Origin of the sequence: Variovorax rhizosphaerae (genome assembly GCF_037889975.1) — a bacterium.
Classification (GTDB): domain Bacteria; phylum Pseudomonadota; class Gammaproteobacteria; order Burkholderiales; family Burkholderiaceae_C; genus Variovorax; species Variovorax rhizosphaerae.
Genome location: NZ_JBBKZT010000005.1, coordinates 236,726 through 251,352 on the forward strand (window position 1 = coordinate 236,726; position 14,627 = coordinate 251,352).

The window sequence follows — 14,627 nt, forward strand, 5'->3', positions numbered from 1 at the left end:
TGCCGATCCGTGCGTTGGAACACAGGATCCTCAATTGAGCCTAGAAAAAGCAGTTGACCGCGCTCAACCTTTGGAAAAGCAGCATGGAGCCTGAAACCTCCGCCTTCGATCACGTTCGCCGCCGAGGTGAGAGCGCTATGCACCCGATTGCACCGCGCTCGACGCGCCATGCGGCGTTGCTCGGCCTTGCGGGCATGAGCCCGCCGCGTTCTCCCGCCTTGCCTGGCACGCCGATCACGGCGCACTCGGGCGCATCCAACTGCTTTTTCTAGGTTGAGAGGAGGCAATGGGTAACGGTCGGTTTCAGCGGCCTCGTTTGCGAGAACTTTGGTCCTATAACCACGCTCTGGTCAGAGATTGAAGTCGGGAGTGGCAGTTGTGGAAGCGTTGAGATCGAATTGGGTTGTGTGGTGCGGCGTGCTCGCGATGGCGATCGTTGCGGCGCTCGTTCTTGTCAGGGCCCGTCGGGCCCGCGAAACCCCGACTGTGGCCTTGGTGCGCCGCCGCCGCGAACTGATGGCGCAACTGGAAGAACTGGCCGGCGACACCGGCCCCGCGCTGCTGCAGGCCGAGGCACGCCGGCAGAGGGCGAGCCCGGCGAGCGTCGAAGTGCTGGAAGCCGCGGTGGCGCGGGCGTCCAAGTCCAGCTAACGCCTCCCTTGGCGCGTCAGCCCGATTACTGCGGCCCGCCCGCGACGGCGATTGTCTGGCCCGTGATGTAGTTCGACTCGGGCGAGCAGAACAGGTAGACCGAGCCGGCCGCCTCTTCCGGCGTGCCGCCACGACCCAGCGGCGTGACCTGGGCGTGGGCCTTGATCAGTTCCGGATTCACGCCGACGCGGATGTCCCGCCCTTCGATCTTGATCGTCGCGCCGGCCTTGGCGTCCGCATTGGTATGCGCGTGTGGATCAGGCCGAAAGCCACGGCGTTGACGTTGACCTTGAGGCGGCCCCACTCGCGGCTCAGGGTGCGCGTCATGCCGATCACGCCGGCTTTGGCGGTCGAATAGTTCATCTGCCCCGCGTTGCCGTTGAGCGCCGACACCGACAAGATCTTGACCACCTTGCGGAACACCTCTTCAGCGGCTTCGGCCTGCGCCTTGGCCTTGATAACCGGGTAGGCCGTGCGAAGGATGCGGAACGGTGCGCCGAGATGGCAATCGATGATCGCGTGCCACTGCTCGTCCGTCATCTTCTGGAGCACGTCGTCTCATGTGTAGCCCGCGTTGTTCACGAGGATGTCGATGCCGCCGTAGTTGTCGACCGCGGTCTCGATGAAACGCTCGGCGAAGTCGGGCGCGGTCACGCTGCCGACGCAGGCCACCGCGTCGACGCCTTGCTTCTTCAGCATCTCGACCGTCTCATACGCCGGATCGGCGTCAAGGTCGTTCACGACCAGTCGCGCGCCTTCGCTGGCCGGTTTCATGGCAATGGCTTGGCCGACGCCGCGGCCGGAACCGGTGACCAGTGCCACCTTGCCGTCGAGCTTTTTTTTGTGTTTCTCCGTGTGGTTGATGAATTGGATTTCGAGTCGATGTGGCTTTGCCATCTCGACTTGCTCACCCTCGGGGGGCGGGCCGGGCATGGCCTGGCCCTGGGGGCTTAGAACGCGACGACCGCGTCACCAAAGATTCGGGTGTCGCCGTACTGGTTGGTGGTCTGGATCTCGAGCCGCGCACGGCGTTCGCCGTTGTGCTCGAACTTCTCCGTGACCTTGCCGCTGCAGGTGACGACGTGGCCCAGGTGCGTGATGCCGGTGAAGCGGACGCCGAAGCTGCGCAGTTGCGCCTGGTCGACCCATTGCGTGAGCAACCGGCCGAGGTAGGCCATCGACAACATGCCGTGCGCAAACACGTCCGGCATCCTGGAAGGGACTGCGGACATAGCCCGTCTGCATCCCTGCGGCGACCCCGCTATCGCACCATTCGGTCTTCGGCTTGGACGACCAAAGCGGCCATCGCGTTGGCGATTCGATTTGGCGGATTTGCGCGTAAGCTGATCTTGAAGTTACGACTGGGAACAGGCCTGCTTGCACCTGCGGCAAATGTGAGCAATATCATGCAGCCGAGCGCATTGCGCCCACGCTGCCGGAGGACCTGTGATGCCGACTGAGCCGCTTCCTGCGATTGCACTTCCAGGGTTCGTATTCGACCTGCAGCATAGGGAGCTTCGTGAAGTAGCGTCGGGCCAGCGGGTCGCGCTGCGTCCGCAAACGGCTGCGGTATTGCACTGCCTTGCCCTTCACGCTGGTCGGGTGGTGCCCAAGGAGGAGTTGATGCACTTCGTCTGGTCAAAAATCGTGGTGACCGACGACAGCCTCGTGCAATGCATCAAGGACCTGCGCCGTGTGCTCGGCGACGTCGCTCACCGCATCATCCAGACTGAGCCCAAGCGTGGGTATCGAATGGTGATCGATGCGGCGCCGGCCGCCGACTTCAAGCAGGACATCCGCTTTGCAAGCAGTGCAAACGGCATCCGTATCGCGTATGCCATCAGCGGCGTTGGACCGCCCCTTGTACGCGCGGCGCATTGGATGACGCATGTCGAATGGGACTTTCGCAGCTCAGTGGCCGGCGAGTTCCTCAGGCATTTGTCGCAGCGCTACAAACTGCTGCGCTACGACGGCCGTGGGTGTGGTCTGTCCGATCGCGGCGTGCAGATGGCAACGCTGGATGACGCAGTGAGGGACCTGGAAGCCGTCGTCGACGCAGCGGGCTTCTCGCGTTTTGCGCTACTCGGCCGCTCGCAGGGTGGCGCGATCGCCATCAGCTACGCTGCGCGTCACCCTGATCGCGTGAGTCACCTCGTCACAGTCGGCGGGTTCCTGCGCGGACAAAGCCGTCGCGGTGAGCAATCGGCTTCGACGGAGAGCATTGAAGCGTTTTGCGGCGTCCTCCAAGAGGGGTGGGGAAAGGAGAACTCTGCGCTGCGGCAAATCTGGACGTCGTACGCATTCCCAGGTGCCAGCGTCGAGCAACAGGATTCTTGGAACCAGTTGCAGCGCGTTGCCTGTTCGCCTCAGGACGCAGCGACCATCTGGCGCACGGGAGCCCTCTACGACGCGACGGCCGAAGTGCAACGTGTGCGGTGTCCGACCCTCGTGCTGCACAACCCGGACGACGCCCTTGTTCCATTCGAGGAAGGACGCCTGATTGCCGCGGGCATCAAGGGGGCGCACTTGGAGACCTTCGCGGGTCGCAACCACGTGCCGCTGCCCGGAGAGCCCGCCTTCGAGTGCGTCATGGCCCAGATTGACAAGTTCCTGGCTGTCCCGTCCCCGACGGCGCCAGGAGCTCTGATATCTGAAAAATTCGTCTGAATATCGGCGGTTGTTCAGGACGCCGCGCCCCCCACAGCCGATGCTTGCGAGGTTACCGCTTCTTCCAAGACGGAGGCTCGCATGCCAAACATTGCCAAGACCCTTGCCACCGCAGCAGCCTGCATCGCAGTGCTCTTCGGCTGCCAGACAGTGCCCACCCCAAGGACCATGCACGTCAACGGCTTTGAACTGCCGTATGTCGTTGAAGGCCAAGGCATTCCGGTGGTCTTCATACACGGAGGGGTGTCGGACTACAGGACCTGGGATCGACAGCGCGCTGCGCTTGCCGCCCGCGGCTATCAGGCGATTTCCTACACGCAACGCTACTTCGGTCCTGAGCCATGGGTGCAGAGCTGGCCAGCGTTCGGGATTCAGACCCATGCCGATGACCTTGTCTCCTTCTTGCGTGGCCTCAGCGTTGGCCCGGTTCATCTCGTCGCCTGGTCTTACGGTGGGCAAACCGCGCTCGCAGTTGCGCTTGATCATCCCGAGTTGGTGAAGAGCGCATTTGTCTTCGAGCCGTCGCATCCGACGTTCGTCACCGATCCGGCTCAACTCAAGGCGCTCAGCGACGATGGCGCGGCGTATGCCGGCCCTGTGGTGCAGGCGGTGCGGAGCGGCGACAACGCGCTGGCGGTAAAGCGGCTGATCGACGGCGTCGGTGAAAGGCCGAGCTACTTCGACGCCCAATCGGCCGCTACGCAAGCCGTGCAACTCGACAGCGCTCACTCCATGGCGGTCATCTTCGATGAAAAGAACGTACGGCAGATCAGCTGCGAGCAGCTGGCGAAAATCAAGAGGCCTGTTGCGATCGCGCGGGGCGGGCAGGTGCGGCCGTACTTCCGCATCATCGCCGACGAGGCGGCACGTTGTCTGCAGCGCGGTGGGCCAATCGTTGTGCCGGGGCAGAAGCACATGTGGCCAAGCGAAGATGCTGCAGGTTTCGCGGCCACCGTAGATGAGTTCCTCGCGCGAAAGTGAGCCAGCGCGCTTTGCAAGCATCACTTCTTCGGAGCAGAAGACTCTGGTTGGCGGCCCTTGCCCGGGGAACAATTCATGGCCGAATTGCCACAAAGGCGCGTGCTCCGCAGTCACAACAATTTGTCGTTCCAGAAATAGCGATGAGGCCCCGTCAGCCGCATCGCTGGATGGGTTCAGCCAAGCCCGTTCGGCGTGATCACGATGCGGCCTTCGACTTTCCCGTCTTCCAGCAGGCGATACGCCTCGGCGGTGTCCTCGATGTCGAAGTACTGGACGTTCGTGCGGATGCGCCCCGCCTGTGCCAGCGCGACGACCTCGCCCGCCTTCGGCGTTGGCACGTCGACGTCGCGCAGTTCGCCCATCTGGCCGGCCCTGAGAAGCTGGAACGCTTTCATGGCAATACCTCGGCGCTGCTTGCGCTGCTGCGGTCGACGAAACAGGCGTGCAGGACGCGGTAGTTGTCGACCAGCGGAAAGTCGTAGATGGCAGCTTCCCTGGCGATCACCTGCCCCTCTTCGGGCGGCGGGGTCTGGGCGTTCGTGCGTGCGGGCATGGCGGCGCCAGGCAGCACTCTGGCGGCGAGTGCGATGGCTTGGATGGCCGGGTGCTGCGCGAGCGATTTCATGGAGGTCTTGATCGGTTGGGCGGTTGTGAAGTCAGGCGCTTTGCGTGCTCGCGCGTCGGTGCCTCAACGATAAGTTTCGAGCCCGCCCCACCTCCTCCCCGTGCACGGGGGAGGGTTTTACCTGAGGGCTGATCCAGTCTCCAGGCGCTGCGTCCACCGCGGACCCTGTCTTCTGCAGCGGGGAAAAACATGCTTGCTCCCCGCCCGGACTCGTGGCACAAGCTGACTTCCGATGTGTCCCAAGAAGGTGAATCAACCATGTGTGATCTGAACGACCAGGACGAACTCAAGAAGTACACGCGCCGCGACTTCGCTGCATGGGCCGCATCCGCCGGCGTGCTGACCACGTTGCCCGGCGTGGCCAATGCCGTGGCCGTGGCCGAGCGCGAGGTGACCATCACCACCCCCGATGGCAGTTGCGACGCGTACTTTGTCGCGCCCACGGCGGGCACCGCACCCGGCGTGCTCGTGTGGCCCGACATCTTTGGTCTTCGCCCGGCCTTCAGGCAGATGGGCCGGCGGCTGGCCGAGTCCGGCTACAGCGTGCTGGTGGTGAACCCCTTCTACCGGCAGAAGAAGGCACCTACCGCGGCGCAAGGCGGCAAGACGCCCATCCCCGAAGTGCTGCCGCTGATGCAGGCCCTGACGCCAGCCATGCATCTCAGCGACGGCAAAGCCTTCGTCGCCTGGCTCGATGCCCAACCCCAGGTGGACAAGGCGCGCAAACTGGGTACCACCGGCTACTGCATGGGCGGGCCGATGGCGGTGCGCACGGCCACCGTGGCGCCCAACCGCGTGGGCGCCGTCGGAACCTTCCACGGCGCCGCCATGGTGACACCGGCGCCCGACAGCCCGCATCGGTTGGTGGCCCAGACGCAGGCGCGCTACCTGATCGCAGTGGCCGAAAACGACGATCAGAAGGATCCCGAAGCCAAGGTCACCCTGCGCTCCGCCTTCGACGCCGCCAAGCTGTCAGCCGAGGTGGAGGTGTACCCAGCGGCCCACGGCTGGTGCCCGCCCGATACACAGGTCTACGATGCCGCGCAGGCCGAACGCGCCTGGACGCGCCTGCTGGCGACATTCAGCACGGCACTGGCCTGATCGCAGGTGTCGGCTGGCGAACTCACCCGGGTGCCGCGGTGTCCTGGGTGTCTTACCCGCCTCCCACCATTCAAGATCGCGCAAGCGCGCCACCGCCTCGTCGCGCCCGGCGATACCGAGCTTGAGATAGATGTTCTTCAGGTGCCACTTGACCGTCTCGGGCGACACACCCAGCGTGCGAGCGATCTTCTTGTTGGGCATCGTTTGCGCGAGCAGGCGCACGACATCGCGTTCGCGCTCGCTCAATGTCTCGGCCAGGCGATCGGCTGCGCGGGGTCGAACGGCAGCCGCCGACGCCTCACGCGCGGCCGGCAGCATGTGGCGGGATGCCGCGCCGAGCTTCTCGGCATGGCACGCCAGCACGGGGTCCAGCGATCGATCTTCGGCGAGTTCGCGGATGAGCTGCGGCGCCAGCGGGTCGGCTTCGAGCAGCGTGCGCATCAATCCCATGCGATGTCCGCGGCGCAGCGCGTCCACCGCACATTCGAGCGCCACGGCATGCCGGCCGCGACGCAGCTCGATGACGGCGCGCAACAGCAGGAGCTGGGCGAACAACCGTTGGCGATGGCGCGGCGCCATCCAGCCGAGCAGGGCCTGGATAAGCGCCGCCGCGCGTTCCAGGTCGCCCTGGGCCAACAGCCAGCGAATGCGCGCGCGCTCCGCGATCGCGAAAACCTCGCCGGCGATGCTGGTGCCTTCGACATCCGCGTGCCGCGTCTCGATGGCGTCCAGGCGCGCGACAAGCGCCTCGGCGGCCGTCATGTCGCCCTGCAACAGGCGCCGATGGCACCTGGTAGGCCAGGCTGTGCGTCAGCAGTCGGTCGAGGCCGAGCTTCGTCGCATAGTCTTCCAGACGCTCCAGGTACGCGAGGCTCTCCAATTGCCTGCCCGCGGCCCAATGCGCGTTGGACAGGATCGCCAGCAGCCGCAGCACCGAGTCCGGAATCGACAGCCGTTCGAGCACGTCGACGCGGTCTTCGAGCTACTCGCGCACCGCATCGATCTCGTCGACTTCATACAGGACCTCGCCGAGGAGCGAGGTCGCAAGGTAGGCCGGCTCGGCGCAGACGGCACCGCCCGGTTCGGCCTCGCGCAGCACCTCGCGGTAGGTGCGCTCGGTCTCCGTCATGCGGCCCTGCAGCGCGAAGCTCAGCCCGATGAGGCAGCGCCCCACGCGAGCATGTCGCGTAACCACGCGTGGCCCGCGTCATGCTCGTTGCGGGCATGCCAGACTGTGCGCATGGTCGATGTTCCGGCCGGGTAGGGCGGCAGGCGGCGGATGAGGTTGCCGCCTTTGGTGGGCGCCAATGAAGGAGAGCGGATCGCACCGTCGCGGCGCTTGGGTCACCTGGTGACTTTCAGTGGAGTCGCGACGGAAAGTACCCGTCCAGAACCTTGTCTTTGATGGTCGCGGTGATCCTGTAGTCGCCGACAGGATCAGTCTTCTCGAAACTCAAGCTCATGCTCGCTGGACCGAGCAGCAACAGCCGTGGCTCCATAGGCTTTCCTGCCCAGACTGGGCCACCAATCGCGTGGACTTTGCGCCCGTTCGGCGGTTCGACGATGAACTCGGAACCACGTCGCAGGCGCCTCTGGCATTTTCATGGGTCAACCTTCAACGCCGCAGGCTCGAGACCGGTGGCTTCGGTAGAAGACACACCGTGTCATTCCTCATCCTTCTGATGATGCTGCCCCATCAAGGTCTGCTGCACCGACGGCGGCACCGCCTCGTAGTGCGACAACTCCATCGTGTACCGCCCCTGCCCACTCGTCAGCGCATTGAGCCGCGACTGGTAGCCCGACAACTCCGCCAGCGGCACCTGCCCGCGGATCAGCACCATCCCTGCCGCACCATTGGACGTACCCGTCACCAGCCCGCGACGGCCTGACAGGTCTCCGGTCACATCGCCGACCACACGATCCGGCGAGGCGATGTCGACGTTCACGATCGGCTCCAGCACGATCGCGCGCGCCGCCTGGATGGCCGCGATGAAGGCCTTTCGACCTGCCGTGGCAAAGGCGATGTCCTTGCTGTCCACGCTGTGGTGTTTGCCGTCGTACACGATCACTTTCACATCGACCACCGGATAGCCTGCGATCGCGCCGTGCTCCAGCACTTCGCGCACGCCTTTCTCCACCGCCGGAATGAACTGGCCCGGAATCGTGCCGCCGCGCACCTCGTCAGCGAACTGGAAGCCAGCGCCGCGCGCCAGTGGCTCGATGCGCAGGAACACCTCGCCGAACTGGCCCGCGCCGCCGCTCTGCTTCTTGTGCCGGTGGTGGCCTTCGGCCGGCATCGTCACCGTCTCGCGGTAGGCGATGCGGGGAGGGCGCGTGTTCACCTCGAACTTGTAGACCTCGCGCAGCCGCTCCAGCAGCACGCGAAGGTGCAGTTCGCCAAGACCGTAGACGATGGTCTCGTTGGTGACCACCGCATGCTCCAGCCGCAGGCACGGGTCTTCATCGACCAGCTTGCCGAGGATCTCCCACATGCGCTGCTCGTCGCCATGCCGCTTGGGTTCGATCGCCAGGCCATGCACCGGGATCGGGAAGTCCAGCGGCGCCAAGTGCACGTGGTCGTCCTCGGCCGCGTCGTGCAGGACCGCATCGAAGTGGATGTCGTCGACCTTGGCCACGGCCGCGATATCGCCTGGAAGCACGCGCGGTACTTCCACATAGTTCTTGCCCTGCAGCATGAACAGGTGCCCCACCTTGAAGGGCTTGCGGCCATCGCCGATGAAGAGCTGGCTGTCGCGGGTGAGGGTGCCCTGGTGCACGCGGAAGATGCCCATCTTGCCGACATACGGATCGACTGTGACCTTGAACACATGCGCCAGCACATGCAGCGACGGATCGGGCGAGACGGACATCGGCTTGGCGTCGTCGCCTTCGCCGAGCAGGAAGTCGGGCGGGTTGGCTTCGGTCGGGTCGGGCAGCAACCGCACGATCACGTCCAGCAACTCGGACACGCCGGCGCCGCTGCGCGCCGAGACGAAGCACACCGGGATCAGGTGCCCTTCGCGCAGCGCCTGTTCCAGCGGGGCATGCAGCTCGGACGGGTCGACGTCGCCTTCTTCCAGGTAGCGGTCGACGAAGGCGGCATCGACCTCCACCACCTGCTCGACCAGCGCCCGGTGCGCCGCCTCGACCGGCCCGAAGTCGGACTGCCCGTGCCGATTGAAGAAGCAGTCGATCACCTTCTTGTCCATCGCATTCGGCAGGTTCAGCGGCAGGCATTCGCGGCCGAAGGTGGCCTGGATGTCCGCCAGCAGGCCCTGCAGAGACACGCCCTGCGAGTCGATCTTGTTGACGATGATGATGCGCGTGAGGTGCCGCGAGGCCGCGTACTCCATCATGCGCACGGCCATCGGCTCGATGCCGGTGGCGGCGTTGATGACCACTGCGGCGGTCTCGACGGCTTCCAGCGCCGGCAGGCTCTGGCCGAGGAAGTCGGGGCCGCCGGGGGTGTCGAGAAGGTGGATTCGGGTGGCGCCGTGCGTCAGGTGCATCACCGAGGAGTTGAGCGAGTGCTGCATGCGCCGCTCGATCGGGTCATGGTCGCTCACGGTGCTGCCGCGCTCGACGCTGCCGGTGGCGCCGATGGCGCCTGCGCTCTTGAGGAGGAGTTCGGCAAGTGTGGTCTTGCCGCTGGCGGACGGGCCGACGAGGGCCAGCGTGCGCACTTTCTCCAGTTCGGCCGCAAGGCCGTTCGATCGGCTTGGCATGGATCTTCTCCTTCCGTCCTCGAAAAGGGACGGTACCTGCGTTTTACGCCGGAGCGCGTCGATCGGAATGCGGGCAAACGTGGGGGCGCAAGCGCTGCGGCTCGGGGCATTGTGCGACCGGAGGGGCCGCAGGACAAGGCGAGGGACCGTCTTGTTCCCTCGCCCCTCCGGGGAGAGGGTCGGGGTGAGGGGAGCGGCCGTCGGGACGAAGTGACTTTTTCACTGGTCATTGGCCGCACTGGCGCGCATGATCTGGCGCGTCGGCCCTTGCCCGGGCCCGTCGGGCGGCCTGCATTTCACTTGCTCTGGCTCGGATGTTCTGTCAACCAGACCTGCGGAGCCGACCATGACCCAACCCGTTCCATCTCGCATTCGCGGCCGGAGATCGCGCCTGGGCGAAGCACTCTTCGCCGCCGCGTTGCTCGGCACCTCCCTCGTCCAGCCCGCCTTCGCCCAATCGCCCGATGAGAAGCTCGGCAAGGTGCATTTCGATGTCTCCTGCACGCGCAAGGCGCAGGCGCTTTTCGACCGCGCCATGCTCTACCAGCATTCGTTCTGGTACCGCGCTTCCAAGAACGTCTTCGATGACGTGGCCGCGGCGGACCCGAACTGCGCCATGGCCTATTGGGGCATGGCGTTGAGCCTGCTCTGGAACCCCCACACGCCCCCGCCCGCGAAAAACCTCGCGGAAGGCGCCGTGGCGCTTGCCAAGGCCAAGGAAATCGCCGCCAGTGCGCCCAACACTCAGCGCGAACGCGACTACATCGATGCGCTCGGCGTGATGTACGCCGACCACGACAAGATCGACCACCGCACGCGGGTGCTGGCCTACACCCAGGCGATGGAGCAACTGGCGCAGCGCTACCCGAAAGACGACGAAGCCCAGATCTTCTATGCGCTGGCGCTCAACGTCTCCGCGCCGGCTTCCGACAAGACCTATGCCAACCAGCTCAAAGGCGCGGACATCCTGGAGAAGATCGCCAAGCGCCAGCCGCAGCATCCCGGCGTCATCCACTACCTCATCCATCTCTACGACACGCCCGCGCTCGCAGAGAAGGGCCTCGACGCCGCCCGCCGCTATTCCACGCTGGCCCCGGCGGCGGCGCACGCGCAGCACATGCCCTCGCATGTGTTCACGCGCGTCGGCTACTGGAAGGAATCGATCGCCTCCAACGCAGAATCGGCGCGCGTCGCGGCGCAGGGCAAGGAGAGCAACGACCAGTTGCATGCCATGGACTACCTCGTCTATGCCAACCTGCAACTCGGCAAGGACGGCAGTGCCAAGCTGGTCGTGGATGAGATGGGCACCGTCACGGGCTTCTCCGAGACCGTGGTGGTAGGGCCCTATGCGCTGGCTGCGTCGCCGGCGCGCTATGTGGTCGAACGGGGCGACTGGAAGGCCGCAGCCGAGCTGCCGGTGCGGCCCAGCAACCTGCCTCACGCGCAGGCGATCACGTACTTTGCGCGGGCCCTCGGCGCCGCGAGATCAGGCGACTCCGCGGCGGCCAATGCGGACATCGCCAAGGTCACTGAAATGCGCGACAAGCTGCGCGAAGGCAAGGATGCCTACTGGTCGCAGCAGGTCGAGATCCAGCGCCAGGTGGCAGCGGCTTGGGTGCTGTATGCGGACGGCAAGCCCGACGAGGCCCTGCAGGCGATGAGCGCCGCGGCCGATGCCGAGGATGCGACCGAAAAGCACCCCGTGACGCCCGGTGTGTTGAAGCCGGCGCGCGAACTCTACGGCGACATGCTGATGGCGCAAGGCCGGCCCGGCGATGCACTGGTGGCGTACGAGTCCACGCTCAAGAAGGAGCCCAACCGCCTCGGCGCCACCGTGGGCGCGGCCAAGGCCGCCGAGAAGAGTGGCAATGCGCAGGCGGCACGCGCGCACTACGCCAAGGTCGTCACGATCGCCGATGGCGCCGACACTGGCCGCACCGAGGTGGCGGACGCCCGCACCTTCCTGGCGAAGAATCCGTGACTTGCGCCATGACCGCCCGCTTGTTGTTGCTTGCGATGGCTGCGGTCGCAACGCAAGCGGCGTCGGCCGCGCTGGAGCTTGTCGGCTATTCCGGCGGCTTCGGTGAATGGGAGTGGACCGGCAAGGTCGTCGAGCGCGCCGCGGGCCGCGCGAAGGAATACAGCGGTCCGGTGACGCTGACGCACACCGGCATCTGCACGCAGGATGGCCCGGAGACCAAGGCGGCGGAGATCCGTTTCCAGCTTTCCCGATTTCCGTCGGAGATGAAGGCGACGGTGGTCGTGGATGGCGTGGAGTGCAGGTTCAGCGGGCGCCTGACGGACCGCTACACGGGCTCGATGACCTGCCCGGACCGGCCAGCGGTTCCGCTGAGCATCTGGGTGAAATAGGGGCCACTGCCGCGAGTCCGTCAAGCGGATGCGGATGCCGCGTCGGGCACGCGTCCCCAGGCCTGGATGAAGAGCGAAGAAACCACCAGCGTCGCTGGATCTTCCAGGTGCTGGCGCAAGGCCGTGGTCAATGCGTCGCGACACGCCAGCCTTCGCTCACACCGATCTGGTCGAACAGCCATTCCGACTCGCTCGCGAGTTCGAGCGCCTGGCGCTCCAGTCGCTCTTGTTCCGCCTGGCGGTAGCCGAGGAGGTAGGGGTCCTTCTCGCTCATCTCGTCCCCTCCGGTGGGAGGTCAACTGCCGCCCTGACCGGGGTATGTCAGCCGCGCGATACCTCGATGCTGTAGAGCCCCCAAGGGCAGAGCGCGAAGCGCTCCTTCAGCGGCTTGTCCTTGAACGCCGCGAGCGTGTCGGCTTCGTAGATGCCCCATTGCGGACCCAGCCCGCCGAGTACGAGCGGCGCACCGTCCATCTCCGTCGCGACGATCATGCGATAGGTGCGCGCATCGGCCATCTTCAGCGGCACCACATAGCCATCCACTGCGCGCATCCCGAGCATCGCATCGGGCGCGACGCCCACCGACTCCAGCACGCTGGTGAGCAAGGGGCCGGAGAGCGTGTGCACCTTGGCGTCGTATTCGAGCGTCGGCTTGATCTTCACGGCGGGCAGCCGGCCCAGCGCATCGGCGTCGATCACGAAGGCCTTGTCGAAGCTGACCTTGTGCTTGACCATCAACTGGTCGAGCGCCGGATCGACAGGGCCCCGATTGGACTTGCCGATGAGGCCGCTGACGGTCAGCAGGCCCGGGCCCTTGCGGGGTGCATCTGCAGCCGCGGCGCTGCCTGCAACGGGCAACAGCCCCGCCAGTGCCGCGCCGCCGAGGAAGTGGCGTTTGTTCATCGAATCATTGTGGGACGGCGGGGTTGTATCCGTCCACTGCGGGGCTGTAACCGCAGGTCAGCGGATGGCCGCGTACAGGCAGCGTTCTTTTCCACCATCCGCCGGGGCGCTCAAGTCGAAATGCGACTCAGGACTTCGCACCCATTTCGCCGGCAATCCGACAGAACTCGTCGCGCACCGTGTCTTCCGATGCGCTCAGGCCGCCCGTGATCGAGAAGCTGAATGAGACCGACGAGCCCTTGCTCTCGCTTTGGACCACGATATTCAGCGGCACGCTCTTGCCCCCTTTGGAAAAGCTGACTCCCTGCGCCGCCGAGATCACGCCCGCACCCTTGTCCGACTGAACGATCTGATAGCCGCTCTTGGCGAGAGAGCCGTACGACTTGGTAAAGGCTGTGTCCTTGCTCACGCCGGGCAACGGAACGTGTGTCGAAAACTTCTTTCCAGAAATGAAACTTCCTGAAGACGTGAAATTGGCTACGCACGGGGCAGCGTTTGACGCGGGCCTTGCCGGCACCTGCGCCTTGGTTTCGGGCGTCGGGGAAGTAGGCGATGTCGCAGTGCTGCTGCAGGCAGAAAGGACGAGCGCCGACACTGCGGCGAGGATTTCATGAGTTTCCCTGAATGTTCTTGTCTCTGAGAGTTGCCAGCGAGGCTGGCGGGTCCGAATCTAGCATTGCATCTTGCGAGTGCTGTTCGGAACGCTATCCCATCAACACCCCCCGCTGCGCCTCCACCGTCTCTCGCAAGAACCCCCACACCGCCTGCATCCGCCCCAGCTGCTTGTTCTCCACCGGCATCGACATCCAGAAGGTCCGCGTGAGATTGGCCTGGGGCAATTCAGGCAGCACGCGGCGCAGCGACTTGTCCTCGTCCGCGATGAAGGCCGGCAGCACCGCGATGCCGGCGCCCGCCGCCGTCGCGCGATGCTGCGCGAGGATGCTGGTGCTGCGCAGCGCGAAGGCGTCGGGCTTGTGCAGGTCGTCGAGGTACTGCAGTTCCTTGCTGAACAGCAGGTCGTCCACGTAGCTGATGAAGCTGTGGCCGCGCAGGTCTTCGCGCGCCTGGATCGGCGGGTACTTTGACAGGTAGGCTTTCGCGGCGTACAGCCGCAGCGTGTAGTCGGTGAGCTTGGTCACGACGACGGCGCCGCGGGCAGGGCGCTCCAGCGAGATCACGATGTCGGCCTCGCGCCGCGACAGGTGCACCAGGCGCGGCATCGCGAGCAGGTCGATGGTCAGGCCAGGATGCTGTCGGGCGAACAGCGACAGTTGGGGGGCGAGGATGACCGTGCCGAAGCCCTCGGTGGCGCCTATGCGCACCACGCCGGACAAGCCCTGCTGCGCCGCAGGCGCCGTGCTCGCCACCGCCTGGAAGGCGCTCTCCATCGACTCCACCTGCGGTTGCAAGCGCCGGCCCGCTTCGGTCAGTCGATGCCCCCCTGCCTCCCGCGAGAACAGCGGCGTGCCGATCTCCTTCTCCAGCGACTGGATGCGCCGCGCCACCGTCGTGTGGTCGACCTCCAGCCGCCGTGCCGCGCTCATCAAGGTGCCGGAGCGCGCCAGCTCCAGGAAATAGCGAAGGTTGTCCCAGTCCATGCGTTG

The 14,627-nt window shown here is 65.5% G+C and carries 15 protein-coding genes and 3 pseudogenes; 7 read left to right on the forward strand and 11 right to left on the reverse strand.

The genetic code is table 11. The features are described 5' to 3' along the window. Positions 1-53 precede the first annotated feature (53 nt). Complete coding sequence (locus WKW82_RS12585; protein WP_340340443.1) at positions 54-272, forward strand: hypothetical protein; 219 nt, start codon at positions 54-56, stop codon at positions 270-272. A gap of 214 nt (positions 273-486) precedes the next feature. After that, positions 487-651, forward strand: a complete 165-nt coding sequence (locus WKW82_RS12590; protein WP_340342621.1) for a hypothetical protein — start codon at positions 487-489, stop codon at positions 649-651. 25 nt (positions 652-676) lie between these two features. Here WKW82_RS12590 and WKW82_RS12595 read toward each other — a convergent pair. Both WKW82_RS12595 and WKW82_RS12600 read right to left on the reverse strand, forming a co-directional pair. Further along, positions 677-1,548 (reverse strand): annotated as a pseudogene (locus WKW82_RS12595) (SDR family NAD(P)-dependent oxidoreductase). A 53-nt stretch (positions 1,549-1,601) separates the two neighbouring features. Continuing rightward, a pseudogene (locus WKW82_RS12600) lies at positions 1,602-1,862 on the reverse strand (hotdog family protein); the annotation flags it as partial. A 238-nt stretch (positions 1,863-2,100) separates the two neighbouring features. On the opposite strand from WKW82_RS12600, the gene WKW82_RS12605 reads away from it, so the two are divergent. Next, entirely contained in the window at positions 2,101-3,318 is a 1,218-nt protein-coding gene (locus WKW82_RS12605; RefSeq protein WP_340342622.1) for an alpha/beta hydrolase, read from the forward strand. An 81-nt stretch (positions 3,319-3,399) separates the two neighbouring features. Next, the gene (locus WKW82_RS12610; protein WP_340342623.1) at positions 3,400-4,299 is read left to right on the forward strand and encodes an alpha/beta fold hydrolase; all 900 of its coding nucleotides are present in this window, start codon (positions 3,400-3,402) and stop codon (positions 4,297-4,299) included. A gap of 173 nt (positions 4,300-4,472) precedes the next feature. On the opposite strand, the gene WKW82_RS12615 is transcribed toward WKW82_RS12610, so the two are convergent. Both WKW82_RS12615 and WKW82_RS12620 read right to left on the reverse strand, forming a co-directional pair. Then, positions 4,473-4,694, reverse strand: a complete 222-nt coding sequence (locus WKW82_RS12615) for a zinc-binding dehydrogenase (protein ID WP_340342624.1) — start codon at positions 4,692-4,694, stop codon at positions 4,473-4,475. Beyond that, on the reverse strand, positions 4,691-4,924 hold the full coding sequence (locus WKW82_RS12620; protein WP_340342625.1) for a hypothetical protein: 234 nt from the start codon (positions 4,922-4,924) through the stop codon (positions 4,691-4,693). Before WKW82_RS12620 ends, WKW82_RS12615 begins: the two co-directional genes overlap by 4 nt. Before the next feature lie 258 nt (positions 4,925-5,182). Here WKW82_RS12620 and WKW82_RS12625 point away from each other — a divergent pair, with 258 nt between their 5' ends. After that, complete coding sequence (locus WKW82_RS12625; protein WP_340342626.1) at positions 5,183-6,025, forward strand: dienelactone hydrolase family protein; 843 nt, start codon at positions 5,183-5,185, stop codon at positions 6,023-6,025. A gap of 102 nt (positions 6,026-6,127) precedes the next feature. Here the strand turns inward: WKW82_RS12625 and WKW82_RS12630 are convergent. The 3 genes and pseudogenes from WKW82_RS12630 to fusA all read right to left on the reverse strand — a co-directional run. After that, a pseudogene (locus WKW82_RS12630) lies at positions 6,128-6,787 on the reverse strand (LuxR C-terminal-related transcriptional regulator); the annotation flags it as partial. A gap of 220 nt (positions 6,788-7,007) precedes the next feature. Next, the gene (locus WKW82_RS12635; protein WP_340342627.1) at positions 7,008-7,220 is read right to left on the reverse strand and encodes a hypothetical protein; all 213 of its coding nucleotides are present in this window, start codon (positions 7,218-7,220) and stop codon (positions 7,008-7,010) included. A gap of 469 nt (positions 7,221-7,689) precedes the next feature. Next, complete coding sequence (gene fusA / locus WKW82_RS12640) at positions 7,690-9,750, reverse strand: elongation factor G (RefSeq protein WP_340342628.1); 2,061 nt, start codon at positions 9,748-9,750, stop codon at positions 7,690-7,692. A gap of 346 nt (positions 9,751-10,096) precedes the next feature. Between fusA and WKW82_RS12645 the strand changes: the two genes are divergently transcribed. After that, on the forward strand, positions 10,097-11,731 hold the full coding sequence (locus WKW82_RS12645; RefSeq protein WP_340342629.1) for a tetratricopeptide repeat protein: 1,635 nt from the start codon (positions 10,097-10,099) through the stop codon (positions 11,729-11,731). Between the two features lie 8 nt (positions 11,732-11,739). Beyond that, positions 11,740-12,120, forward strand: a complete 381-nt coding sequence (locus tag WKW82_RS12650; protein ID WP_340342630.1) for a hypothetical protein — start codon at positions 11,740-11,742, stop codon at positions 12,118-12,120. A 127-nt stretch (positions 12,121-12,247) separates the two neighbouring features. Here WKW82_RS12650 and WKW82_RS12655 read toward each other — a convergent pair whose 3' ends face one another. From WKW82_RS12655 to WKW82_RS12670, 4 genes are all read right to left on the reverse strand, one after another. After that, complete coding sequence (locus tag WKW82_RS12655) at positions 12,248-12,394, reverse strand: hypothetical protein (RefSeq protein ID WP_340342631.1); 147 nt, start codon at positions 12,392-12,394, stop codon at positions 12,248-12,250. A 47-nt stretch (positions 12,395-12,441) separates the two neighbouring features. Then, entirely contained in the window at positions 12,442-13,023 is a 582-nt protein-coding gene (locus tag WKW82_RS12660) for a putative pterin-binding protein (RefSeq protein WP_340342632.1), read from the reverse strand. Positions 13,024-13,150: 127 nt separating this feature from the next. After that, positions 13,151-13,432: a hypothetical protein gene (locus tag WKW82_RS12665; RefSeq protein WP_340342633.1), complete on the reverse strand. Its 282-nt coding sequence runs from the start codon at positions 13,430-13,432 to the stop codon at positions 13,151-13,153. 295 nt (positions 13,433-13,727) lie between these two features. Next, positions 13,728-14,621, reverse strand: a complete 894-nt coding sequence (locus tag WKW82_RS12670) for a LysR family transcriptional regulator (RefSeq protein ID WP_340342634.1) — start codon at positions 14,619-14,621, stop codon at positions 13,728-13,730. Positions 14,622-14,627: the final 6 nt, after the last annotated feature.